This is a genomic window from Bacillus sp. BB081 (assembly GCF_008368895.1).
In the GTDB taxonomy this organism is placed as follows: domain Bacteria; phylum Bacillota; class Bacilli; order Bacillales; family Bacillaceae_G; genus Bacillus_A; species Bacillus_A wiedmannii.
The window spans coordinates 25864-49742 of record NZ_QOZX01000002.1; the positions used below are offsets into that span (position 1 = coordinate 25864).

A 23879-nucleotide genomic window follows, 5' to 3' on the forward strand; every position below is an offset into this window, starting at 1 on the left:
ATTAAACAATCTAAACAATAAGGACGTAAATAGTTTAGAAAAAAATTATATGCGATATAAGGAGAGGAATGCAATGAATCAGTTTCGAAGAATGGTGATTATCAACATTATCACATTAATTGTACTAGTTGGCGGCGGTATTGGCGGTTATTACTATTACAATCAAACGGAAAATTATTTAAAAACAGAAAATGCAAAAATTGATGGAAAGGTAATTCCGATTGCATCACCAGTAGCAGGTAAATTAACTGACTGGAAAGCTGAAGTAGGAAAGAATTACAATGAAAATGATAAATTAGGTGCTGTTACTGTAGCGGCAGCAAATGGAGAACAAACAGTAGATGTAACAATTCCACAAAATGCAACAATTGTACAATCAAATGCAACAACAAATGCTTTCGTTGGAGCAGGTAGCCCAATTGCTTATGCATTTGATATGAACAATTTATGGGTAACAGCAAACATTGAAGAAACAGATGTTGACGATGTACAAAAAGGTCAAGATGTAGATGTGTATGTAGATGCATACCCAGATACAACGTTATCAGGAAAAGTAGAGCAAGTTGGATTAACAACAGCGAATACATTCTCTATGTTACCATCAAGCAACGCAACAGCGAACTATACGAAAGTAACACAAGTAGTACCAGTTAAAATTTCTTTAGATCATAGTAAATCAGTAAATATTGTTCCTGGAATGAATGTGTCAGTTCGTATTCATAAGTAAGGGGGAGATGAGATGTCCTCAATTGCAATTGCAGGATATGCACTATTTTGTATAATCGTCTTCTTCCTTGTAAATCGTCTTTTACGAAAGAAAAAAACGAACGTGGGAGAAGAACAAGTCCCAGCCGTAAATAAAATAGAAGTAAGTAAGGTAGAAACAGAAGAGAAAGAAATTGAACGAAAGCAAGAAGCAGAAATTTCTAATGTAGTTGAGTTAGAAACAGGAAAGCAAGAAGAAGTAAAACAAGAAAAAGAAGTGCCGAAAAAACAAATGTCTACGCCTGTAGAAAATGTGAACGTAAAAGCAGTTGTAGCTGTATTAATTCTCGGCATGTTCGTTTCTATTTTAAACCAAACAATTATTAACGTTGCATTGCCTCCGTTAATGAATGAATTTAACGTATCAACTTCAACAGCACAATGGTTAATTACAGGCTTCATGCTTGTAAATGGTATTTTAGTACCGATTAGTGCCTTTTTAGTTTCACGATTTACGTATCGTAAATTATTCGTAGCGGCAATGTTATTCTTCACGGTAGGATCTATCATTTGTGCTATTTCAGGAAACTTTACAATGATGATGACGGGCCGCGTTATTCAGGCGGTGGGTGCAGGTATTTTAATGCCGGTTGGTATGAATATTTTCATGACATTATTCCCGCCTCATAAGCGCGGAGCAGCGATGGGATTACTAGGTGTAGCGATGATTTTAGCACCAGCTATCGGACCAACTGTAACGGGCTGGGTGATTGAAAATTATAGCTGGAACTTAATGTTCTATGCGATGTTTATTATCGGTTTAATTATTACATTCCTATCTTTAAAATTCTTTACACTAGCTCAGCCAGTATCTAAAACGAAGTTAGATGTATTCGGTGTTGTTAGTTCAAGTATTGGACTAGGTAGCTTATTGTACGGATTTAGTGAAGCAGGAAATAATAGTTGGACTAGTGCAGAGGTTGTTATTTCACTTATCATTGGTGTAGTAGGTATTGCGGTATTTATTTGGAGAGAGCTAACAACGGACAATAAAATGCTTGATTTACAAGTGTTTAAATACCCAGTATTTACTTTTACTTTAGTAATTAATGCAATTGTTACGATGGCATTATTCGGAGGTATGTTATTACTTCCGGTATATCTGCAAAACATTCGCGGTTTCACACCGATAGAATCAGGTTTATTACTACTGCCAGGATCATTAATTATGGGGATCATGGGACCTATTGCAGGTAAACTATTTGATAAGTATGGTATTCGTCCGTTAGCAATTGTCGGTTTAGCCATTACAACGTTTGCGACATATGAATTCACAACGTTATCGATGGATACACCGTATAGCGTTATTATGACGGATTATATTATACGTTCGATTGGTATGTCATTCATTATGATGCCAATTATGACAGCAGGTATGAACGCACTGCCGATGAAATTAATTTCTCACGGTACAGCAACGCAAAATACGTCAAGACAAGTAGCTGGTTCAATTGGAACAGCGATATTAATTACACTTATGACGCAACAAACGACTGCTCACGTAGCAGATTACGGCAACATGTTAACAACGTCAAACCCAATTTTAGTTGATAAAGTACACGGCATGGGGCAAAGTTTAGCAGCTATTGCTGGATCAGCGCAAGCAGGAGATGCGATGAGCACGCAACTATTATTTGGACAAATTTCAAAGCTATCTGCAATTAACGGTATTAACGATGCCTTCTTAATTGCAACGATACTCGCAGGGATTGCTTGGGTGTTATCGTTCTTCTTACCGTCAGGCAATAAATCAAATAGAAAAGCAGGGAATTAATTTCCCTGCTTTTTTGTCTTTTAAAGAGTGAGATATAAAAGGTGACAACCACTCACAGAGCATAATCCTGTTATAAACAAAAGCGTCCCCATAGCACGAATACTTGATATTTGTCTTCCGCTTATAATAGCTAATAGTCCGGCTAAAGAGAAAAAACTCCAATATAAAGTTCCTGAAATTGGAACCATCCCCTCTAGATCTATTCCATAACCTATACAAATGATAGGAACAACAATAAGCGATATGCTAATGAAACCAGCCATAATAGTAAGTGAGTTACGACATTTAATACCAGCAATAATTTAAAAAATGCCAACGATGAAGTCGCATAACATCAAAGTAAGAGCGAAAACCATCCAAGTTAATATTCCGAACACTTTTGTATTACCTCCGATTTATGCGTTTCTAAAAAATATTATATATAGTATGAATCACCTACAGTCATGGGTAATCAGAAGATAACCCCTAATATACCAGCGAAAAATCCGCATAAAACAAGAAGTGGCATATAAACAACCCAAAGTAAGCTCAACATATATAGTCTCCTTCTATGTAATCAGTTTTTACTACAGAAGGTTTATTTTGGATATTATTAATAAATATGTATAAATTGATAGAAGTGAGAAGTAATGATACGAATTAATAGATATAGAGAACGTTAGAGAGGAGGGTGCATATGAAAATTACAGAAGAGAACGTTGCAATGCAGCTAAGGAAAAGGAATGAAAAAGCATTATACTTTATTATCGACCAGTACGGTGGACTTATAAAAAGTATTATTCAGAAGCATTTAGCTTCGTTTCAAGATGTACAAGAGGAATGTATGGATGATGTCTTATTAGCGATTTGGAATCATATTGAAAAGTATGATGAAGAGAAAAATACTTTGAAAAATTGGATCGCGGCTATTACAAAATACAAATCTATCGATTATGCGAGGAAATATGCGAAAACAGTAAATGAAAAAGGGTTAGATCAAATAGGTGAAATAGCGATGCATACCGATACGACTAAAAATGAAATTAGTAATGATATGGAACATATATTAGATCATTTAAAGAAGAACGATAAAGAAATCTTTATGAAGCATTATGTGGAAGAAGATAGTGTAGAAAATATTGCAGAGAAAATGGGAGTGAAAACTTCTTTTATATACAATCGTCTATCGAGAGGACGGAAGAAGTTAAGGTCATTATTTTTACATAACCGGATGAAATAAATAAGAAAAGAGGTGAAGAAAATGAAAGATCCATATGAAATGTTAAATGATATGAAAATGGATGAGAATGAATATGAAGAGGTTAACTTAACTCACATAGAGAAACAGAAAATAAAAAAGCGAGTTCGTAAAAAAATAAACAAGAACAAAGCTCATACGAAACGGAATGTAGCGATTGTAACATCGGCTGCGGCATTATTTATTATGATGATGACTGTAGATATGAGAAGGATGATTGCGGATATACCGTTAATCGGAAGTAAAATGGAAGACTACGTAAACAGTAGAGGGGAACCTTTAAAAGAATATAAAACGACAATAGGACAAACAGTTTATGATAACGGTGTAGAAGTACGGTTAGATGAAGTGATGATAGATGAAGGGCAGATTATTGTTAATAGTACGTTTAAGTCTAGTCGAATCAATTTAGAGGGTTCTTATCCTAGTCCTGATATTTATATAAATGGAAAACAGTTAAATGGCAGTGGTAGTGGTGGAGACAAGAAAATAAATGAGTACACGTATACATTTTTCTCAAATATAGATTTAAAAGATGATGAAATGAATCCTCTAGAAATTCGTGGAGAATGTGATGTACAAGTTGTATATAGGGATATTTCTTTAAAAGAGGGCAATTCAACATGGAAAGGAGAATGGGGCTTTTCCTTCAAAGTGTCTGGAGACAAAATAAAAGCTGAAACGAAAACAATTCCAATCCATAAGCATTTTAAATTAGAAAATGGCCAAAAAATAGAAGTGGAAGATTTAAAAGTTTCTCCTATATCTGCGAAGTTGAACTATAAGATGTTGAATGGAACGAAATTAGAGGTGAAATTTATCGCGAAAGATCAAGAGGGAAAAGAGTTAATACCACATTCAGGCCTTACACTATCGAAAAATAGTTATTGGCGGTTTGAAAAACTAGAGGATAATGTAACGAAAATTATACTGACACCTGTCCTAACTTCTGGTGAAGAGGGAGAAAAGAAAACGAATTATCGAAAAGTGTTAACGGAAGAAGAGTTTGAAGTTGTTATAAAAGAGTAAAGAGAGGTATCGTGATGATACCTCTTTTTAGCTCAAAAATGCCAACATATTATTCAGAATATGAAATAACATAGCTGGAATTGGGGTGTCGCTAATAAATTTGATTTTTAAGTAAGAAGTAATCAGTGTAGGATAAAGAATCCACTACTGATGGAAGTTTTATAACAATGCAATGGTATTATTCAGCATGTGTAATAAAATAGCTGGAATAATGGAATTTGTTCTTTTACATAAAATAGCCATAAATAGACCTAGTATGAACATGCTAAACATCACACCAGTTGAGTACATATGACCTATTCCGAAGAGAAAGCTAGACCCAAGTGCTGCAATCCAAAAAGGGAAGCGCTGTTGTAGGAAGTGAAGAATAATACCACGGAATATAAGTTCTTCAAAAATAGGTACAAATATAGCAGTACCTAGTAGCAATACTAGTTTGTATTGTTTTAACATTTCTAGGTTTAAAGTGGATGATTGCTCTTTTACCGCATCAGGGAAAAGATTACTAATTATAAATATGTCATTAACAATATATAGTCCGTAAAAAAGAATGATATAGATGTATGTGCTTACTTTTTTTAATGCTGTAAAGTTTAGTGTTGGGACAATTAAATTTCTTAATGGCTTATATGCATAAATTAAAATTAATAAAATGCACAATACAAATAAATGCCTCCCAAAAGTAGTAAGTGATTTTGTTAAAGCAATTTGTTTTGGATCGGTTAAACCTTCTGTATAAATAACGGTAGGAAGGCCTATAAAGAGATCGGCTAGAAATCCTGTTCCCCAAATCGCAAAAACGAGTGAAAATAGAAATTGTGAGAGTGACATAGGGTGTTTTTGTGGGTAAGTTAGTTGTGTGGCTTGTATAATAGTGAATCACCTATCCTTGCTTATTTTATAGTTATATATAAAGATTATAGAATGTTTATACAAAAAAGTCATCAGTGTAGTAAAAATGATATTTTGAAGCTAATATTTACAGACAGTAATGATTTTACATTGATGTTCTGTGCAAACGGAAGAGTTTGAAGTTGTGATAAAAGAGTAAAAAGAGGTATCGCAATGATACCTCTTTTTAGCTCAAAAATGCCAACATATTATTCATAATATGAAATAACATAGCTGGAATAATGGATTTTGTTTTTTTACATAAAATAGCCATTAATAATCCCATGAAGAAAGTAATTACCATTACGCCAAGTGAGTATGTATGAGCGATACCGAAGAAGAAGCTTGTTACGATAGCTGCAATCCAAAATGGAAAGCGTTCTGAGAAGAAGCGGAGTATAAAACCACGGAAAATCAGCTCTTCAAAAATTGGTGTAAGTATTGCGAAGCCGAGAAGTAATAATATTTGATACTGCTTGAAAACATCTAAGTTAAGTGCAGAAGATTGCTGCTTTGTTGCGTCTTGGAACATATAATTTAACAAGATGTAATTGAGTAAAATATTTATAGTGAAGAAAAGAAGTAAGTATACGTATGTACGCCATTCTTTAAGTGCTTTAAAGTTAAAAGATTTTAGTAGTAATTTTTTTGCGGGTTCGAATTTAAAAATGAAGAATAACAACACGGCTAGTTGTAATACGATACTTGCAGTATTTGCAATAGATTCATACAGGGCAATTTGTTTTTTATCTGTAAGACCGGCTGTATAAATTGTTAAGGGCATTGCGAGGAACACAGTGATAAGTCCGGTTCCGAAAAAAGCGAATAAAACGGAGCTAATAAATTGTCCCCATGACATAGAGTATTTCTGTTCATTAGAAAGTTGTATAGCGGGTTGCATTTATAAAATCACCTCTTTATATTTGTATATTTAATTATGAAGTATTTTGTTTTCGAGTGTAACATTAAAATATTACATATAAAGGTGTATTTTCCATAAAATAATAAAAGAGGTATCACCCTATAGTGATGCCTCTTTCTCATTGATAACTATGTTCTGCCTTGTTATTCGATTTTGATTGCTCTATTTGCAATTCACGCTCTACCAATCGATCTAACTGCTGAATAGCTTTTAATGCTTTTTCATAAGAAATCGTTCTATAATGATGCGCTCCGCCCGGTTCTTCATCTGCTTCGTCTGCCCATTTAATAATACTTTGAAGAGATGTTCTTTCAATTTCTTGCTGTACTAAGAAAGAATCTGTATGAAGAAGAATCGCGATAGAAATTTCTTTTGCTAGTTTCGGATGTTCTCCTAATCTAATAAGCAATTTATGAGCTCTTTCTGCTCCTTTAATCGCATGTATATCATTCTTTTTATACAAGTCATAATCCCATTCTCCCTCACTGTACCATGTGTGATGTCCGATATCATGAAGGAAACCAGCTTTTGTTGCAGCATCGACTGAGGCATGATGCTTTTTCGCTAAGTGAAACGCATGGTAAGCGACAGCAATCGCGTGGACCATTCCAGAACGGTTTACATATTTTTGTGTAATGTGATGTTTAAAAACTTGTTCAAGCGTAATACGTTGCATAAAACATTCACTCCTTTTATCTAATGATGTATATGAAGAAAAATCGATCGGTTTAAATGTATTTTGAACATTGTACTCCATCTGGGTAGCGTTAGTAAAGTAGAAATGTTTAGGAGAAGAAAAATTTTATAGACATAAAAGGTCACCTTAGTTTTTTTCTAAGGTGACCTTTTATTGTTTATTTTTTTAATCCTTGCTCCAGTGTTCCTAACATTTCGTGTTTTTCATTTTCATCAGCATTTTTCCAAATGACTTCGAATAAAACGCCAAGACCTGGAAGCATTTTTTCTTCACCGCTTTGAATTGCATCGACAATCGTTTCTTGTAATTGATCTTGTGAATTTCCAGATACATTCGCTAATACAGCGCCGCGTAAATTAAAACTCATTATTTTCACCTCTTCTTCAGAATTGAAACTGACGTTAGTTTTTGTTCTTTTTTATGTAAATATGTATGAAAAATAGGCTATAATGATAAGACAAGAAGAGAGGGAAATACATATTATGAAAAACATTGATTCAGTGCAAAATCCGCGTGTGAAGCAGTGGAAAAAGCTGCAGACGAAAAAAGAGCGCGATAAAAAAGGTTTATTTTTTGTAGAAGGATTCCACTTAGTGGAAGAAGCTTTAAAAGCAGGAGTTGTAACAGAACTTATCGTTTCTGATCAGACAGATCTTCCGAAAGATTGGACAGTTAATGATGTGGAAATGTATATCGTACCTGAAGCAATCGTAAAAGTACTCCGTGAAACAGAAACGACGCAAGGGGTATTTGCTGTTTGTGAGAAACACGAGAGTGAAGTAGCTCTTGCAGATGGAAAGTTTCTTTTATTAGATGGTCTTCAAGACCCGGGCAACTTAGGGACAATTATTCGTACAGCTGATGCAGCTGGTATTCATGCTGTTGTGCTTGGAGAAGGATGCGTTGATGCATATAATAGTAAAGTGCTTCGCTCTACACAAGGTTCTATTTTCCATTTACCAGTTGTAAAAGGGAACTTAGAAGAGTGGGTAGACAAGTTAAGAGAAAATAACGTTCCTGTATATGGAACAGCTCTTGAAAATGGAGTTCCGTATGGTGAAGTAACACCAGCTGGTGGTTTTGCATTAATTGTAGGAAATGAAGGAAGCGGCGTAAGCCAAGAAATTCTTGCAAAAACGGATCAAAACTTGTATATTCCGATTTACGGCGGGGCAGAATCATTAAATGTTGCGGTTGCAGCAGGGATTTTAACGTATTATTTACAAAGCCCAGTTGCGAACAAATAAAAAACTTCTTATAATAAGTTGAAGTATATTATATTAAAAGTTAAATAACGAAAAACGTTGATAGAGAAGAGTAACTTACAAAATCGCCATATAGGGAGAGAATGCCTTAGACTGAAAGCATTCTTATGGTAGACGGAAGTGAATTCACCTCTGGAGTTGACGCCAGGACCATATATATGTAAAGGCGTTCCGGTCAGAATTGATCGTTATAACTAATGAGTGGGCAGACCTGGTCTGTCAATTTAGGGTGGTACCGCGAATTTACCTCGTCCCTTTTTGGGAGCGAGGTTTTTTTATTTTTAAAATTAGGAGGGTTCCAAATGGAAGCACGTTTAAAAGAGCTAAAGCAAAAAGCGTTAGAGCTTATTGAAGAAGCGAAAGAGCTAAAGGGCTTAAACGACGTACGCGTAGCGTATTTAGGAAAAAAAGGTCCAATTACAGAAGTATTACGCGGCATGGGAAAATTATCAGCAGAAGAGCGTCCACGTATGGGAGCATTAGTAAATGAAGTACGTGAAGCGATTCAAACGCGTCTAGACGACAAAATTGGTAACTTAGAAAAAGCAGTAATTGAAGCGAAATTAGCTACGGAAACAATTGATGTTACACTACCAGGTCGTCCTGTTGAAACAGGTTGTCACCATCCGTTAACAGCTGTTGTTGAACAAATTGAAGATGTATTCATCGGTATGGGTTATGAAGTAGCTGAAGGAACAGAAGTAGAAAAAGACTACTACAACTTCGAAGCATTAAACTTACCGAAAGATCACCCAGCGCGTGATATGCAAGATACATTCTACATTACAGAAGAAACGTTACTACGTACACATACATCTTCTGTGCAAGCACGTACGATGGAAAATAATAAAGAAAAAGGCCCAATTAAAATTATTTGTCCTGGTAAAGTGTATCGCCGCGATGACGATGATGCGACGCATTCACACCAGTTCATGCAAATTGAAGGTCTTGTAATTGATAAAAACATTCGCATGAGTGACTTAAAAGGTACACTGCAAGTATTCGTGAAAAAGATGTTCGGTGAAGATCGTGAAATCCGTCTTCGTCCAAGTTTCTTCCCATTCACAGAGCCATCTGTAGAGATGGATATTTCTTGTATGATGTGTCACGGCAAAGGTTGCGGCACTTGTAAAGGAACTGGCTGGATCGAAATTTTAGGCGCAGGTATGGTTCATCCGAACGTACTTGAAATGGCTGGTTATGATTCAAAAGAATATCAAGGTTTCGCATTCGGTATGGGCGCAGAGCGTATCGCAATGTTGAAATACGGCGTAGATGACATTCGTCATTTCTATACAAATGATGTACGTTTCTTACAACAATTCAAACGAGCGTAAGGGAAGGAGAGGATAAGTATGTTCGTATCATATCGTTGGTTACAAGAGTATGTAGATATTAAAGATGTAACAGCACAAGAACTAGCAGACAAAATCACGAAAAGTGGTATTGAAGTAGAAGGCGTTGAAGTATTAAATAAAGGTGTAAAAGGTGTTGTAGTAGGTCACGTATTAGAATGTGAAAAACACCCAGAAGCTGATAAGTTAAGCAAATGCTTAATCGATATCGGGGAAGAAGAGCCAGTTCAAATTATTTGTGGAGCTGCTAACATTGCAAAAGGTTTAAAAGTACCAGTTGCAAAAGTTGGTGCTGTACTTCCTGGCAACTTCAAAATTAAAAAGGCAAAACTACGTGGTGAAGCTTCTCACGGTATGGTTTGTGCGCTTCAAGAGCTTGGCATTGATGGAAAGTTAGTTTCAAAAGAATATGCAGACGGTATTTTCATCTTCCCGAGTGACGCTGAAGTTGGTGCAGACGCACTTGAAATTTTAAATTTACATGATGAAGTACTTGAGCTTGGTTTAACACCAAACCGTGCAGATTGCTTAAACATGTTAGGTGTTGCATATGAAGTCGCTGCTATTTATGGCCGTGAAGTAAAACTTCCAGCTATCAGCTTACAAGAAACAGCAGAAAAAACTTCTGATTACATTTCTGTAAGTGTAGAAGCGAAAGAAGAAAACCCATTATATATTGCAAAAATGGTGAAAAACGTAAAGATTGGTCCATCACCAATGTGGATGCAAACGCGCCTTATGGCAGCTGGCATTCGTCCAATTAGCAATGTAGTTGATATTACAAACTACATTTTAATGGAATACGGTCAACCGTTACATGCATTCGATTACGATAAATTAGGTTCAAAAGAAATCGTTGTTCGTCTTGCAAAAGAAGGCGAAAAAATTGAAACGTTAGATGATCAAGAGCGTACGTTACAAAGCCACCACCTTGTAATTACAAACGGAACAAAAGCTTTAGCTGTTGCTGGTGTAATGGGCGGAGCGGATTCTGAAGTTACAAATGAGACAGTAAACGTTTTAATTGAATCTGCATACTTTGCAGGTCAAACAGTGCGCCGTACATCAAAAGACTTAGGTCTTCGCAGTGAATCAAGCGCACGTTTTGAAAAAGGAATCGACCCAACACGTACATTTGAAGCAATTCAACACGCAGCTGCTTTAATGGCGAAATACGCTGGCGGAGAAGCACTTGAAGGTGTAGTAGAAGCTGATAACTTACAAGTACAAGAGCATACAGTATCTGTTACTGCTGAAAAAGTAAACCGTGTATTAGGTACAAATATTCCTGCAAGTGAAATGGGTACAATGTTCACAAACTTGAAATTCCCATTCACAGAAGTAGAAGGAACATTCCATGTGAATGTACCAGCACGTCGTCCTGATATTACAATTTCAGAAGACTTAGTAGAAGAAGTGGGTCGTCTATACGGTTATGACCACATTCCAGTTACATTACCTTCTGGAACAATGACTCGTGGTAAATTAACATCAGCACAAACGAAACGTCGTAAAGTACGTCGATTCCTAGAGGGTGCTGGTTTATATGAAGCGATCACATATTCATTAACAAGCGCTGATAAAGCGAAGCAATATATGGTTGAGCCAAATGAAAAAGCTCCTGTAAACCTTGCACTTCCAATGAGTGAGGAGCGTAGCCAACTTCGTTTAAGTTTAGTACCGCAATTACTAGAAGCTGTTTCATATAATGTGGCACGCAAAAACGATAGTGTTGCTTTATACGAAGTAGGTTCTGTCTTCTTACCAACAGAAGTAGGAGAACTTCCGAAAGAAGAACAACATCTTGCAGGTGTTATGACAGGACTTGCTCTTCACCATGCATGGCAAGGTGAGAAGAAAGTAGTAGACTTCTTCGTTGTGAAAGGTGTACTAGAAGGATTATTCGACGTACTTGGCGTTGCAAACCAAATCACTTATGCACCAGCAAAACGTGAAGGTATGCACCCAGGTCGTACAGCTGACATCGTATTAGATGGCGAAGTAATTGGTTTCATCGGTCAATTGCACCCAGAAGCAGAAAAACAATTAGATGTGAAAAATACATTCGTATTCGAATTATCTCTTGTAAAAGTATTTGGTGCAGACGCAGAAGAAACTTACTATGCAGCAATTCCACGTTTCCCATCTATGACACGTGATATGGCTGTTGTCGTAACAAAAGAAACAAAAGCTGGCGAAATGAAGCAAGTCATTGCTGAAGCTGGCGGAGAACTTCTGAAAGACGTAACGTTATTCGACTTATACGAAGGTGAAAAAATGGAAGAAGGCAAGAAGTCACTTGCATTCTCTATGACCTACTTCGATGCAGAACGTACGTTAACAGACGAAGAAGTAACAGAAGCACATAACCGTGTATTAACAACGGTAGAAGAGAAATTTGGTGCGGAGTTACGTAAGTAATAAAAGATTGCCGGATTAAGTCCGGCAATTTTTTTTTATGGCACGATTGTCGGAAAATCGATATATTACAAAAATCGCTGATATATTTTTTGGTATCTTGCATCTTTCTCTCGAATGTAGTACATTAATTTTAGTTTAACAAAATGAAAGACGATGATAAGGAAAAGTAGTATATACTATAATCCAAAGCGAGTCAGGGACGGTGAGAGCCTGATGAGGCGGTATATGTGAAGAACACCTTGGAGTTGCTAACCGAAATTGAATCTTGTATTCAAGAGTAGACTTAGACGGGAATCCGGCCTGTTACAAACCGGGAAGTATGTATTACATACGAGTTAAAGTTGGTCTTTATGACAAATTGGGTGGTACCGCGAAGTTTAACCTTTCGTCCCTTTATGGATGAAAGGTTTTTTTGTATTTAAATATATGTGCAAAGGAGAATTTCACTATGGAAAACACATTAGTAAAAAGTCTGTATAGAGATACAGATAAATACGCAGGTCAAACAGTACAAGTATCAGGGTGGATTCGTAACTTACGTGATTCAAAAGCATTTGGTTTCATCGAATTAAACGACGGTAGCTTTTTCAAAAGCGTTCAAATCGTTTTCGATACAGAGTTAGAAAACTTCAAAGAAATTGCAAAACTTCCACTTAGCTCTTCAGTTAAAGTAGAAGGTACAGTAATTGCAACGCCTGGAGCGAAGCAACCATTTGAAATTAAAGCAGAAAAAATTGATATCGAGGGCTTATCAGATTCTGATTACCCACTTCAAAAGAAACGTCACACGTTTGAATACTTACGTACAATCGCTCACTTACGTCCAAGAACAAATGCATTCTCTGCAACGTTCCGTGTACGTTCTGTCGCAGCATTTGCGATTCACCAGTTCTTCCAAGAGCGTGGATTCGTACATGTTCATACACCAATCATCACTGGTAGTGATACAGAAGGTGCAGGCGAAATGTTCCGCGTAACAACGCAAGATTTAAACAACGTACCAAAAGGTGAAGACGGACAAGTTGATGAATCAAAAGACTTCTTCGGCAAAGAAACAAACTTAACAGTAAGTGGACAGCTGAACGCTGAAGCTTATGCATTAGCATTCCGTGACGTATACACATTCGGACCCACATTCCGTGCAGAAAATTCAAACACAACTCGTCATGCAGCTGAGTTCTGGATGGTTGAGCCGGAGATTGCATTCGCTGAATTAGGCGACGTAATGGATCTTACAGAAGATATGCTGAAATATGCAATGAAATACGTACTAGAGCATGCACCAGAAGAAATGGAATTCTTCAACAGCTTCGTTGATAAAACAGTTCTTGAGCGCATGAACAACGTAATCAACTCTGACTTCGGTCGTATCACATATACAGAAGCAATTAAAGTGCTTCAAGAGTCAGGTGCTGACTTCAAATACCCAGTAGAATGGGGTATTGACTTACAAACAGAGCACGAAAGATACTTATCAGAAGAAATTTTCAAACGCCCTGTATTCGTAACAGACTATCCAAAAGACATTAAAGCGTTCTACATGCGTATGAATGAAGATGGAAAAACAGTAGCTGCTACTGACCTTCTAGTTCCTGGCATCGGCGAATTAATCGGCGGAAGTCAACGTGAAGAAAGAATGGACGTTTTAGTAGACAGAATTAAAGAATTAGGTATGAACGAAGAGGACTACTGGTGGTACTTAGAACTTAGAAAATACGGCGGTACAAAACACGCTGGATTCGGTCTAGGTTTCGAGCGCTTCCTAATGTACATCACTGGCATGGCTAACATCCGTGACGTAATTCCATTCCCAAGAACTCCAGGTTCTTCTGAGTTTTAAGATATGAAAAAGCGAGAGGGTTTCCTCTCGCTTTTTTATTTTGTATATTGTATAGTTTATTCTCCCGTAGCAAAAAGTAACGCGAAGGGGTGAATATAAATGAGTAAAAAAGTAAAAAAAGATCATTCAAGATCAAGCCTTGGTTCTCCAGAAGTAGAAGGACAAGGAACGACGACACATGAAACAGGTTCTTATAAAGTATCTTCATCAAATAAGAAGCAGAAACGAAGCTAACATAAAAAAGGAGAGTCTTGGCGGCTCTCCTTTTTTATGTATTATATCTTATTATTGATCTCTTTTGTAATGTTATCTACATCTTTGTCTAATCGATCTAAATAGAAAAACCATAGTAAGCTCATGAGCACGTAGTAGATGGCCATCACACCAAGATTATCAGATATATTTCCAAATGTGGATTTAGTAGTGAAAAAAGCTCCCCAAATGGTAGAAATAGTGAGGTAAGAAAGCGGGCCCACGAGGTGTACGAAAACATATAATAACTTTTTAACTTTTACAGCGTTCATATGAATTCCCTCCTTATGTAAACAATCCTTTTCTTCTAATCATAAACTCAAGTTCCTCACAGAAGTGTTGTAGTTTTACTGGATTATGTATTAACAAGCGGGCATCGTGTTTCCCGATAAATCTTCGAATCCGAAAGTTTAATAAGAAAGACCGGCCATAACGCTCTATTAAATCGTTGAACTCTCGTTGTTCACTTAGTAGCTGAATGTTTTCTCTAATTTCGAACTGTCTTTCGTGTGGATCGCCTAGTAAAATATTTAGAATCATTTGTAGAAGTAGCAATGGGAATCTCCTCCTATGTTGGAATAATTTGCATATTTTAATTGTAACAAAATTATAAGGATAATAGTAGGGGAAACAAAAAAACAGGAGTTTGTAGGCTCCTGTTTTTGTCGATACTATTTTAATAAGCGAAGCGCCTTTTCCCTATTAGCGAAATGCATTTTTACAAACTCAGGTAAGCGTTCTTTACCAAGCTTTTGAATTAATTTAGCAGCGGCGATATCGACTTGTTTACCGGCACCTTTTGGAAGTGGCATACCAGCTTTTTTGCTTAGTTCGTCGAACTGTTTTACGAATGAGTAACGAGCTAAAATAGAAGCAGCGGCTACTGCTAAATGGACGCTTTCGCCTTTCGTCGCGAAGTAAACATTTTCACGCTGTACCTGCTTTTGCTTTGCTAAATATTTGTAGTATGTATCAGGTTGTGTGAATTGATCGATTAAGACGCCTTCAGGTTTTGTAGGTGCAATTTTAGCTAATAAGTTTGTAATAGCTTTATTATGCAGTAAAGCTTTTAACTTACCTTGGTTGTTTCCTTTATCAAATAGCTCGTTATATTTTTCATTATGAAGGACAAGAGAGCTGTAAGGAACAACGTGTAGAAGTTGTTTTGCAATGGCAGTAATTTGATCGTCATTTAAGTTTTTAGAGTCTTTTACACCAAGTTCTTTTAACAGTGGGATTTGCTTCGCATCCACATATACAGCAACTACTGTCATCGGTCCGAAGAAATCACCAGTACCAACTTCATCTGACCCTACGATAGACATTGTACCGATGGAAGCAGGGGGTGCATAACGGTGTGAATCGACAGATTTTTTTACAGCTGTTTTCGGTGTTTGAGAGACAGTTTGCCAACGAGAAGCTTCTGCTTCAGCACGGCCACCTTGGAACATTACTTTTCCAGATTTATAAGCTGTAATGGTGCAAGACGGCACCTTTGCCATGAAGATTCCGCCTTGTGGGGTTTTTGGGCTAAGTGCCTGTTTGTATTGTTGTTTCATGTCTTCAATTACTGTAGAATTTGTTTGAATTACGATAGAATTTGACATAGTGGTCGCCCCTTTTTTTATATTGTTATTTTTATCATATCGGATTGTTCTTTCTGTTTCCATAATATGATGGTTCATGGTATGATAAACTTTAGGATTCTGTACGTGATTGGAGGCCGGTGAGTTGTCACAACAAAAGGGAAAGAAAAGTCGAATTAATGTAGAAATCTATGGTCAACAATATTCAGTTGTTGGCGATGAAAGTACAAGTCATATCCGCATGGTAGCAGCGATTGTGGATGATAAAATGCGCGAACTCAATGCCAAGAATCCTTCGCTTGACACGAGTAGACTAGCGGTATTGACGGCGGTAAACGTCATACACGATTACATAAAATTAAAAGAAGAACATGAGAAATTGAAAGAAAGTATGACAAAAAAAGGAATGGAATAACATGATTGATATTATTATCATTTTACTGCTTGTTATGGGATTTTTCCTCGGCTTACGCAGAGGGTTTATTCTGCAACTTGTAAAGTTAACAAGCTTTATTATCGCATACCTTGTTGCATACTGGTACTGTAAAGATTTAGCGCCAGCACTTGCGAAATTTATTCCGTATCCATTTGATAAAAACGTATCTGTTCCAGAATGGATTGATGCAAATAATATTGAGACAGTATTTTATCAAGCGCTTGCGTTTATCATATTGTTTATTATTACAAAAATTGCACTTTCATTACTTGGTAATTTGTTAAATATGTTTGCAGAAATACCGGTTTTAAAGCAAGTCAATGCGTTTGCGGGGGCAATCCTCGGATTTTTAGAAGTATATATTATTTTGTTTGTTTTAATTATCGTTGGAAACATTCTTCCAATTGAACAAATACAAACACCATTACAAAAATCATCAATTAGCAAAATAATTGTAGACGATACACCGATTCTTTCTGAAAAGGTGAAGGAACTATGGCAGACAGGTAGCAGAGTATAACTTCTCTTTTTTCGGAAAGAGGAGTTTTTTTCTATGAAAGAAAGGCGGGGCAATGATGAAAGTAAATAAAAAACAAGTTATTAAATTATTAGAGACAATCGGTCTGTTTATGGAACTAAAGGGCGCAAATCCATTTAAAATATCTGCATTTCGTAAAGCGGCAGCAGCGTTAGAAAGTGACGATCGCAGTCTTTCTGAAATTGAAGATTTCACGAAGATTCCGGGAATTGGAAAAGGAACAGCGGCAGTTATTCAAGAATATATAGAATCGGGAACATCTGAAGTATTACAAGAGCTTGAAAAAGAAGTGCCAAGTAGCTTATTACCGTTATTAAAATTACCAAGCCTTGGTGGTAAAAAGGTAGCTAAGTTATATAAAGAACTTGGTGTTGTTGATATGGAATCGCTAAAAGCGGTTTGTGAGGAAAATAAAGTACAAGCTTTAGCAGGTTTCGGTAAGAAGACAGAAGAGAAAATATTAGAAGCAATCGATCAAGTAGGATCTCGTCCAGAGCGTTTACCAATCGCAATGGTATTGCCTATTGCCGGGGAAATAGAGGAGAAATTGTCGAATATTGCTGAAGTAATTCGTTTCTCGCGCGCTGGTAGTTTGCGCCGTGTTCGTGAAACAGTTAAAGATTTAGACTTTATCATTGCAACGTCAGAACCAGCTGCAGTACGTGAGCATTTACTGCAATTCGATAATATGATTGAAGTAATCGCAAGTGGAGATACGAAAGTTTCTGTTCGTCTTCAATATGAATATGATATTTCAATCGATTTCCGTTTAGTAAAACCTGAAGAATTTATTACAACCCTTCACCATTTCACTGGATCAAAAGACCATAACGTAAAAATGCGCCAAATCGCCAAAGATAGAGGCGAGAAAATTAGTGAATACGGTGTAGAAAACTTAGAAACAGGTGAAGTGAGAACATTTGAAACAGAAGAGGAGTTCTTCGCTCATTTCGGTCTTCCATTCATTCCACCAGAAGTGCGTGAAGATGGAAAAGAAATTGAATTAATTAAAGAGTATCCGAACTTAATTCAGTTCTCTGATATACAAGGTGATTTACATATGCATACAACGTGGAGTGACGGTGCCTTTTCGATTGAGGAAATGGTACAGGCATGTCGTGCTCGTGGTTATAAATTTATGGCAATTACCGACCATTCACAATACTTAAAAGTAGCGAATGGTTTAACGAAAGAGCGCCTTCGTGAACAAGCGAAAGAAATTGAACGTATGAACGAAAAGTATCCAGACATTACAATTTTACGCGGAATTGAAATGGACATTTTACCAGATGCAACACTTGATTTTGATGATGAAGTATTAGCAGAATTAGATTATGTCATTGGAGCGATTCACTCTAGCTTCTCACAAGACCGTGAAACGATTATGAAACGTCTTCGTGCTGCGCTGGAGAATAAGCATGTCACAATGATTGCCCATCCGACAGGACGCCTTCTTGGGCGTCGTGAGGGTTACGATGTAGATACAGATTTATTAATTGAACTCGCAAAAGAGACAAATACAGTTTTAGAATTAAATGCGAATCCAAATCGTCTAGATTTAAGCGCGAAATTATTAAAACAAGCACAAGATGCTGGTGTAAAAGTAGCGATTAATACGGATGCTCATACGCTTGAAATGTTAGAAGATATGGAAACAGGTGTAGCCGCAGCACGTAAAGGTTGGATTCAAAAAGATAACGTGATTAACACGTGGGATATCGAACGTTTATTAGACTATATTAAACGTAATAAGTAACACAAGGGGGACCTGCAACATGTTAGAAAGAACGTTGCGTGTATTAGAATACAATAAAGTAAAAGAACAATTACTTGAACATACAGCCTCTTCACTTGGCCGTGACAAAGTGAAGCATTTAGTGCCAAGCACTGATTTTGAAGAAATTGTAGAAATGCAAGATACAACGGATGAAGCAGCGAAAGTCATTCGTTTAAAAGGTAGTGCACCATTAGGTGGTATTACGGATATTCGCTCAAATGTGAAGCGTGCAAAGATTGGGAGTATGTTAAGTCCAAATGAACTACTTGATATTGCAAATACGATGTATGGTAGTCGCAATATGAAACGTTTCATTGAAGATATGGTTGATAATGGTGTTGAGCTTCCTATTTTAGAAACTCATGTCGCTCAAATTATATCTTTATATGATTTAGAAAAGAAAATTACAAATTGCATCGGTGATGGCGGTGAAGTAGTTGATAGCGCAAGTGATAAACTGCGTGGTATTCGTACTCAAATTCGTACTGCGGAAAGTCGTATTCGTGAAAAGTTAGAAAACATGACGCGTTCTTCTAACGCACAAAAGATGCTGTCTGACGCGATTGTAACGATTCGTAACGAACGTTACGTAATCCCAGTAAAACAAGAATACCGCGGTGTATATGGCGGTATTGTTCACGATCAATCAGCTTCTGGGCAAACGTTATTTATTGAACCACAAGTCATTGTAGAGTTAAATAACGCGCTTCAAGAAGCACGAGTGAAAGAAAAACAAGAAATTGAACGCATCTTATTGATGTTAACAGAAGAAGTGGCAGTAGAAGCAGATATCGTTTTATCTAACGTAGAAGTAGTTGCGAATCTTGACTTTATTTTTGCGAAAGCTTTTTATGCGAAGCGTATAAAAGCAACGAAGCCAATTGTAAATAACGAGCGCTATATGGATTTAAGACAAGCACGTCATCCGCTTATTGATCCAGAAATTATCGTGCCAAATAACATTATGTTAGGTAAAGATTTCACGACAATTGTTATTACAGGGCCGAATACAGGTGGTAAAACAGTTACGCTGAAAACAGTTGGTATTTGTGTATTAATGGCGCAATCTGGCCTTCACATTCCAGTAATGGATGAGTCAGAGATTTGTGTATTTAAAAATATCTTTGCCGATATCGGTGATGAGCAATCGATTGAACAAAGTTTAAGTACGTTCTCCTCACATATGGTGAACATTGTTGATATTTTAGAAAAAGCTGATTTTGAAAGCTTAGTTTTATTCGATGAATTAGGTGCTGGAACAGACCCGCAAGAAGGGGCTGCATTAGCAATTTCAATTTTAGATGAAGTATGTAATCGTGGTGCTCGCGTTGTTGCTACGACGCATTACCCAGAATTAAAAGCATACGGATATAACCGTGAGAAAGTTATTAATGCGAGCGTTGAGTTCGACGTGAATACATTAAGCCCAACGTATAAATTATTAATCGGTGTACCAGGACGTAGTAATGCTTTTGAAATTTCGAAGCGCCTTGGACTATCTGATCGCGTGATTGATCAAGCTCGTAACCACATTAGTACAGATACAAACAAAATTGAAAATATGATTGCGAAGTTAGAAGAAAGTCAAAAGAATGCAGAGCGTGACTGGAACGAAGCAGAAGCACTTCGCAAGCAATCTGAAAAACTGCATCGCGAATTACAGCGTCAAATTATTGAATTTAATGATGAGCGCGATGAAAAATTATTAAAAGTGCAAAAAGAAGGGGAAGAAAAAGTCGAAGCTGCAAAGAAAGAAGCAGAAGGCATTATTCAAGAACTTCGTCAATTGCGTAAAGCACAGCTTATAAACGTGAAAGACCATGAGCTTATTGAAGCGAAGAGCCGTCTAGAAGGTACGGCGCCAGAGCTTGTGAAGAAACAAAAAGTAAACGTGAAAAACACAGCGCCAAAACAACAATTACGCGCAGGTGATGAAGTAAAGGTGTTAACGTTTGGTCAAAAAGGTCAATTGCTTGAAAAAGTAAGTGATACAGAGTGGAGCGTACAAATTGGTATTCTGAAGATGAAAGTGAAAGAATCCAATATGGAATACATTAATACACCGAAGCAAACTGAGAAAAAGGCAGTCGCAAGTGTGAAGGGTAGAGATTATCACGTTTCGTTAGAGCTTGATCTTCGCGGTGAACGTTATGAAGATGCAATGATGCGCGTTGAAAAATATTTAGACGATGCACAGCTTGCAAGCTATCCTCGCGTATCAATTATTCACGGTAAAGGAACAGGAGCGCTTCGCCAAGGTGTACAAGATTACTTGAAGAAACACCGCGGTGTGAAAAACTTCCGTTACGGTGACATGGGCGAGGGAGGCCTAGGCGTAACAGTTGTCGAATTAAAATAGCAAACAACGAAACAAAGGGGAACCATTATATGTTTATGGACAAACTTGCAAAAGTATTGTTAGCTTGTTGCGGAATATTTTTGGTAATTGGGGTTATTTATTTAGTTGTTTTTGCGAAGTAAAAGAGCGTCAATCGTGGCAGAGTGATATTGCCATAGATTGACGCTTTTAATATATAGGAAAAGGAATAAGCTATGAAAATCAACCAATACATAAGCGAAGCAAAATCCTGTTCAAGACGCGAAACAGACCGTCTCATTAAAGCAGGACGCGTGGCTATTAACGGTCAAATATGTACGCACGGTGCACTCGTGAGCGATGGTGATGTGGTAACGATTGATGGACAGGTTATTGTAAAAGAAGAGAAAGAAAAGGTGTATATCGCCTTTCATAAACCAGTTGGTATTACTTGTACAGCAGCCGAGCATATTGAAGGCAATATTATTGATTATATTAATTACCCTGAGCGTATTTTTCCTGTTGGACGATTAGATAAAGCGTCGGAAGGATTAATTTTATTAACGAATGACGGTGCGATTGCGAATCAAATTTTACACGGAGATCATAAACACGAGAAAGAATATATTGTTACGGTTGATAAGCCGTTTACAGATTGGTTTATTGATGAGATGTCTAGCGGTGTAAAGATTAAGGATGGAATGACGAAGCCTTGTAAAGTGACGAGAGTGGATCAGTCTACATTTCGCATCGTTTTAACGCAAGGAATGAACAGACAAATTCGTAGAATGAGCCGTGCTTTCGGATTTACTGTAACAAAGCTAAAGCGGGTTCGTATTCTGAATATAGAGCTAGACGATCTTGAAGTGGGAAAATGGCGGAGCGTTACATCTGAGGAATTAGACATTTTAATAAATCAGTTTTAGGGAGGAAAAATTTTCTCCCTATATTTTTTTGTCAGAAAAAATAAAACTATTGATTTTTTAAAAAATAGCCCATATAATAAAAAACAACAAGTTTCGACAAGATATTTTATAAAAGTAATGATGAGGACATGAGTTGTTTTTGACGATTCTCAGAGAGGGAAGCCTAGGCTGTGAGCTTCCTAATACGGAAAGACAAACTTACCACCTCTAAACTTCAAGAGTGAACTGCATGATGCATTGTAATTCTTGGCGGATAAAACCGTTATCAATTTACACGAGCTATAAAATGAGCTTATTTTGTTATAAATTCATTTTATTAGAATAAGGGTGGAACCACGATTTCAACACTCGTCCCTTTGTTAGGGACGGGTGTTTTTTGCGTTCTTTTACGGGGAAGTATGCTTGAAAGAGGATATGTGACGGCCTTTAATTCAGAATATTTTGTCAATATAAAAATATGTAGGAGGTTAGTAGAAATGAAATCATCTTTAAAGTTTTCTGAGATGTTTGCAATAAGTTTAATGTTGTTTGCACTATTTTTCGGTGCAGGTAATATGATTTTCCCGCCGGCTTTAGGGCAAGGTGCTGGAACAGACGTATGGATCGCGTTATTTGGCTTTATCGTAACAGGTGTTGGATTACCTTTATTAGGGGTAATTGTTATAGCTCTAAAGGGAGATATTAATGAGCTAGCGGGGCGTGTACACCCTGTATTCGCACTTGTTTTTATCACTGCAATTTATTTATGTTTAGGCGTATTCGTAAGTGTTCCGCGTACAGGAACAGTTGCTTATGAAATGAGTGTTGCACCATTTTTACCAAGTGAGATAGCTGGTCAATCGTATCCACTTGTTATCTTTACATTCATTTTCTTTGCAGTAACTTTCTATTTAGCTTTAAACCCATCGAAATTAGTGGGCCGCATCGGTAAAGTATTAACTCCGATTTTGTTAGCTGTTATAGCAATTATCGTAGGTAAAGCAATTATTACACCAATTGGAGAATTTGGTGCACCGACAGAAGCGTATAATGCTCCGCTCTTTAAAGGTTTTATTGATGGATATTTAACTTTAGATGGACTTGCAGCACTTGTTTTCGGAAATGTTGTTATTAATGCTTTAAAAGCAAAAGGCGTTACAAATAAGAACAGCATTGCAAAAGTAACAATCTTTGCAGGATTTATTGCAGCGCTCGGTTTACTACTTGTTTATTTAGCACTTGCTTATCTGGGAGCTTCTAGTGTGTCTCTTGGAATGGGAGCAAACGGAGGGATTATTTTAACAAACGTTGTAAATCATTTATTTGGTAGTTACGGAACTTTATTATTAGGGATCGCAATTACAGCGGCATGTTTAACAACTTCTGTAGGTATTGTTGCAGCTTGTGGGGAATATTTTTCTTCTTTATTACCAAAGCTTTCTTATCAAAAGATTGTTTTCATCTTCTGTGTATTAGCATTTATGGTAGCAAACCTTGGGTTAACTCAGTTAAACGCATTAGCATTACCGATTTTAATTGCAATTTACCCAATTGGTATCGTACTGATTGTATTATCACTTGTTGAAAACTATATTCGTCTTCCATTAGCTATGTATGTAGGCGGTATTGTAGGTTCATTTGCAATTAGCTTCTTTGATGGATTGCATAATGCAAATCTTCAAGTAGCGGCCCTTGCTCCTATCTTAGATAAAATTCCACTATATAGTGTAGGGATTGGTTGGCTAGTTCCGGGTATCATTGGAATTGCAATTGGATATGTAGTTTCTTTATTTCAAAAGCAAGAAGTTGCTGTAGAAAAATAGTGAAAAGAGGCTTTCTATGAAAGAAAGTCTCTTTTTTTGTAGAAAAAAT

Annotated in this window: 23 protein-coding genes, 1 pseudogene and 3 other annotated features; of the genes and pseudogenes, 15 read left to right on the top strand and 9 right to left on the bottom strand. The window is 36.8% G+C overall.

Translation table 11 applies throughout. From position 1 onward, the window contains the following. Positions 1-73 precede the first annotated feature (73 nt). Positions 74-727, top strand: coding sequence for an HlyD family secretion protein (locus DN394_RS00235; RefSeq protein WP_097916547.1), 654 nt, complete (start codon positions 74-76; stop codon positions 725-727). Positions 728-739: 12 nt separating this feature from the next. Further along, positions 740-2539, top strand: coding sequence for a DHA2 family efflux MFS transporter permease subunit (locus DN394_RS00240; protein WP_046956237.1), 1800 nt, complete (start codon positions 740-742; stop codon positions 2537-2539). Positions 2540-2559: 20 nt separating this feature from the next. Here the strand turns inward: DN394_RS00240 and DN394_RS00245 are convergent, their stop codons facing one another. Continuing rightward, positions 2560-2841 carry an ammonia permease gene (locus DN394_RS00245; RefSeq protein WP_241775810.1) on the bottom strand — a complete coding sequence of 94 codons (282 nt, stop codon included), beginning with the start codon at positions 2839-2841 and terminating at the stop codon, positions 2560-2562. Between the two features lie 155 nt (positions 2842-2996). Next, positions 2997-3074 (bottom strand): annotated as a pseudogene (locus DN394_RS00250) (DNA-binding protein); the annotation flags it as partial. Between the two features lie 141 nt (positions 3075-3215). Between DN394_RS00250 and DN394_RS00255 the strand changes: the two are divergent. Both DN394_RS00255 and DN394_RS00260 read left to right on the top strand, forming a co-directional pair. Continuing rightward, the gene (locus tag DN394_RS00255) at positions 3216-3758 is read left to right on the top strand and encodes a sigma-70 family RNA polymerase sigma factor (protein WP_098705143.1); all 543 of its coding nucleotides are present in this window, start codon (positions 3216-3218) and stop codon (positions 3756-3758) included. 21 nt (positions 3759-3779) lie between these two features. Continuing rightward, on the top strand, positions 3780-4805 hold the full coding sequence (locus tag DN394_RS00260) for a DUF4179 domain-containing protein (protein ID WP_149293506.1): 1026 nt from the start codon (positions 3780-3782) through the stop codon (positions 4803-4805). 159 nt (positions 4806-4964) lie between these two features. Here the strand turns inward: DN394_RS00260 and DN394_RS00265 are convergent, their stop codons facing one another. From DN394_RS00265 to sspI, 4 genes are all read right to left on the bottom strand, one after another. Next, on the bottom strand, positions 4965-5636 hold the full coding sequence (locus tag DN394_RS00265; RefSeq protein ID WP_087982293.1) for a CPBP family intramembrane glutamic endopeptidase: 672 nt from the start codon (positions 5634-5636) through the stop codon (positions 4965-4967). 247 nt (positions 5637-5883) lie between these two features. Next, entirely contained in the window at positions 5884-6597 is a 714-nt protein-coding gene (locus tag DN394_RS00270) for a CPBP family intramembrane glutamic endopeptidase (RefSeq protein ID WP_097916551.1), read from the bottom strand. Between the two features lie 139 nt (positions 6598-6736). Then, positions 6737-7294: an HD domain-containing protein gene (locus DN394_RS00275; RefSeq protein ID WP_097916553.1), complete on the bottom strand. Its 558-nt coding sequence runs from the start codon at positions 7292-7294 to the stop codon at positions 6737-6739. Between the two features lie 178 nt (positions 7295-7472). After that, the gene (sspI, locus tag DN394_RS00280; protein ID WP_000009511.1) at positions 7473-7682 is read right to left on the bottom strand and encodes a small acid-soluble spore protein SspI; all 210 of its coding nucleotides are present in this window, start codon (positions 7680-7682) and stop codon (positions 7473-7475) included. Positions 7683-7764: 82 nt separating this feature from the next. On the opposite strand from sspI, the gene DN394_RS00285 reads away from it, so the two are divergent. From DN394_RS00285 to DN394_RS00305, 5 genes are all read left to right on the top strand, one after another. Continuing rightward, positions 7765-8562, top strand: a complete 798-nt coding sequence (locus DN394_RS00285) for a TrmH family RNA methyltransferase (protein ID WP_137036649.1) — start codon at positions 7765-7767, stop codon at positions 8560-8562. A gap of 48 nt (positions 8563-8610) precedes the next feature. Further along, positions 8611-8839: a binding site (T-box leader), on the top strand. Between the two features lie 43 nt (positions 8840-8882). Next, complete coding sequence (pheS, locus tag DN394_RS00290) at positions 8883-9917, top strand: phenylalanine--tRNA ligase subunit alpha (protein ID WP_000388217.1); 1035 nt, start codon at positions 8883-8885, stop codon at positions 9915-9917. Positions 9918-9935: 18 nt separating this feature from the next. Beyond that, positions 9936-12356: a phenylalanine--tRNA ligase subunit beta gene (pheT, locus tag DN394_RS00295; RefSeq protein ID WP_097916555.1), complete on the top strand. Its 2421-nt coding sequence runs from the start codon at positions 9936-9938 to the stop codon at positions 12354-12356. 144 nt (positions 12357-12500) lie between these two features. After that, positions 12501-12752 (top strand) — a binding site (T-box leader). Between the two features lie 52 nt (positions 12753-12804). Continuing rightward, complete coding sequence (asnS, locus tag DN394_RS00300) at positions 12805-14196, top strand: asparagine--tRNA ligase (protein ID WP_000432172.1); 1392 nt, start codon at positions 12805-12807, stop codon at positions 14194-14196. Between the two features lie 99 nt (positions 14197-14295). Further along, positions 14296-14430: a YuzL family protein gene (locus DN394_RS00305; protein WP_046958756.1), complete on the top strand. Its 135-nt coding sequence runs from the start codon at positions 14296-14298 to the stop codon at positions 14428-14430. A 41-nt stretch (positions 14431-14471) separates the two neighbouring features. On the opposite strand, the gene DN394_RS00310 is transcribed toward DN394_RS00305, so the two are convergent. From DN394_RS00310 to rnhC, 3 genes are all read right to left on the bottom strand, one after another. Next, a complete protein-coding gene (locus DN394_RS00310) occupies positions 14472-14720 on the bottom strand; it encodes a hypothetical protein (protein ID WP_097916557.1) in 249 nt (82 codons plus the stop codon). Positions 14721-14733: 13 nt separating this feature from the next. Next, on the bottom strand, positions 14734-15003 hold the full coding sequence (locus DN394_RS00315) for a hypothetical protein (RefSeq protein ID WP_046958757.1): 270 nt from the start codon (positions 15001-15003) through the stop codon (positions 14734-14736). Between the two features lie 116 nt (positions 15004-15119). Further along, positions 15120-16055: a ribonuclease HIII gene (rnhC, locus tag DN394_RS00320; RefSeq protein WP_097916559.1), complete on the bottom strand. Its 936-nt coding sequence runs from the start codon at positions 16053-16055 to the stop codon at positions 15120-15122. A gap of 124 nt (positions 16056-16179) precedes the next feature. Between rnhC and zapA the strand changes: the two genes are divergently transcribed. The 6 genes from zapA (at position 16180) to brnQ6 (ending at position 23830) form a co-directional block, all read left to right on the top strand. Then, a complete protein-coding gene (gene zapA / locus DN394_RS00325) occupies positions 16180-16449 on the top strand; it encodes a cell division protein ZapA (RefSeq protein WP_000082701.1) in 270 nt (89 codons plus the stop codon). A 1-nt stretch (position 16450) separates the two neighbouring features. Beyond that, positions 16451-16990 carry a CvpA family protein gene (locus DN394_RS00330; RefSeq protein WP_000565411.1) on the top strand — a complete coding sequence of 180 codons (540 nt, stop codon included), beginning with the start codon at positions 16451-16453 and terminating at the stop codon, positions 16988-16990. Positions 16991-17045: 55 nt separating this feature from the next. Continuing rightward, complete coding sequence (gene polX, locus DN394_RS00335) at positions 17046-18764, top strand: DNA polymerase/3'-5' exonuclease PolX (RefSeq protein WP_149293507.1); 1719 nt, start codon at positions 17046-17048, stop codon at positions 18762-18764. Positions 18765-18783: 19 nt separating this feature from the next. After that, the gene (locus DN394_RS00340) at positions 18784-21144 is read left to right on the top strand and encodes an endonuclease MutS2 (protein WP_098084249.1); all 2361 of its coding nucleotides are present in this window, start codon (positions 18784-18786) and stop codon (positions 21142-21144) included. Positions 21145-21338: 194 nt separating this feature from the next. Further along, positions 21339-22028, top strand: a complete 690-nt coding sequence (locus tag DN394_RS00345) for a 23S rRNA pseudouridine(2604) synthase RluF (RefSeq protein WP_149293508.1) — start codon at positions 21339-21341, stop codon at positions 22026-22028. A gap of 108 nt (positions 22029-22136) precedes the next feature. Further along, positions 22137-22387 (top strand) — a binding site (T-box leader). A gap of 117 nt (positions 22388-22504) precedes the next feature. Beyond that, on the top strand, positions 22505-23830 hold the full coding sequence (gene brnQ6 / locus DN394_RS00350) for a branched-chain amino acid transport system II carrier protein BrnQ6 (RefSeq protein ID WP_097916563.1): 1326 nt from the start codon (positions 22505-22507) through the stop codon (positions 23828-23830). Positions 23831-23879: the final 49 nt, after the last annotated feature.

What these genes read in the sequence shown, in the direction of transcription:
- DN394_RS00240 (WP_046956237.1), top strand. Translation starts at nt 740, where the DNA reads ATGTCCTCAATTGCAATTGCAGGATATGCACTATTTTGTATAATCGTC.
- DN394_RS00285 (WP_137036649.1), top strand. Translation starts at nt 7,765, where the DNA reads ATGATAAGACAAGAAGAGAGGGAAATACATATTATGAAAAACATTGAT.
- DN394_RS00340 (WP_098084249.1), top strand. Translation starts at nt 18,784, where the DNA reads ATGTTAGAAAGAACGTTGCGTGTATTAGAATACAATAAAGTAAAAGAA.
- sspI (WP_000009511.1), bottom strand. Translation starts at nt 7,682, where the DNA reads ATGAGTTTTAATTTACGCGGCGCTGTATTAGCGAATGTATCTGGAAAT.
- DN394_RS00305 (WP_046958756.1), top strand. Translation starts at nt 14,296, where the DNA reads ATGAGTAAAAAAGTAAAAAAAGATCATTCAAGATCAAGCCTTGGTTCT.
- DN394_RS00330 (WP_000565411.1), top strand. Translation starts at nt 16,451, where the DNA reads ATGATTGATATTATTATCATTTTACTGCTTGTTATGGGATTTTTCCTC.
- rnhC (WP_097916559.1), bottom strand. Translation starts at nt 16,055, where the DNA reads ATGTCAAATTCTATCGTAATTCAAACAAATTCTACAGTAATTGAAGAC.
- pheT (WP_097916555.1), top strand. Translation starts at nt 9,936, where the DNA reads ATGTTCGTATCATATCGTTGGTTACAAGAGTATGTAGATATTAAAGAT.
- polX (WP_149293507.1), top strand. Translation starts at nt 17,046, where the DNA reads ATGAAAGTAAATAAAAAACAAGTTATTAAATTATTAGAGACAATCGGT.
- brnQ6 (WP_097916563.1), top strand. Translation starts at nt 22,505, where the DNA reads ATGAAATCATCTTTAAAGTTTTCTGAGATGTTTGCAATAAGTTTAATG.
- DN394_RS00345 (WP_149293508.1), top strand. Translation starts at nt 21,339, where the DNA reads ATGAAAATCAACCAATACATAAGCGAAGCAAAATCCTGTTCAAGACGC.
- pheS (WP_000388217.1), top strand. Translation starts at nt 8,883, where the DNA reads ATGGAAGCACGTTTAAAAGAGCTAAAGCAAAAAGCGTTAGAGCTTATT.
- DN394_RS00260 (WP_149293506.1), top strand. Translation starts at nt 3,780, where the DNA reads ATGAAAGATCCATATGAAATGTTAAATGATATGAAAATGGATGAGAAT.
- DN394_RS00265 (WP_087982293.1), bottom strand. Translation starts at nt 5,636, where the DNA reads ATGTCACTCTCACAATTTCTATTTTCACTCGTTTTTGCGATTTGGGGA.
- DN394_RS00235 (WP_097916547.1), top strand. Translation starts at nt 74, where the DNA reads ATGAATCAGTTTCGAAGAATGGTGATTATCAACATTATCACATTAATT.
- DN394_RS00310 (WP_097916557.1), bottom strand. Translation starts at nt 14,720, where the DNA reads ATGAACGCTGTAAAAGTTAAAAAGTTATTATATGTTTTCGTACACCTC.
- DN394_RS00270 (WP_097916551.1), bottom strand. Translation starts at nt 6,597, where the DNA reads ATGCAACCCGCTATACAACTTTCTAATGAACAGAAATACTCTATGTCA.
- DN394_RS00275 (WP_097916553.1), bottom strand. Translation starts at nt 7,294, where the DNA reads ATGCAACGTATTACGCTTGAACAAGTTTTTAAACATCACATTACACAA.
- asnS (WP_000432172.1), top strand. Translation starts at nt 12,805, where the DNA reads ATGGAAAACACATTAGTAAAAAGTCTGTATAGAGATACAGATAAATAC.
- DN394_RS00255 (WP_098705143.1), top strand. Translation starts at nt 3,216, where the DNA reads ATGAAAATTACAGAAGAGAACGTTGCAATGCAGCTAAGGAAAAGGAAT.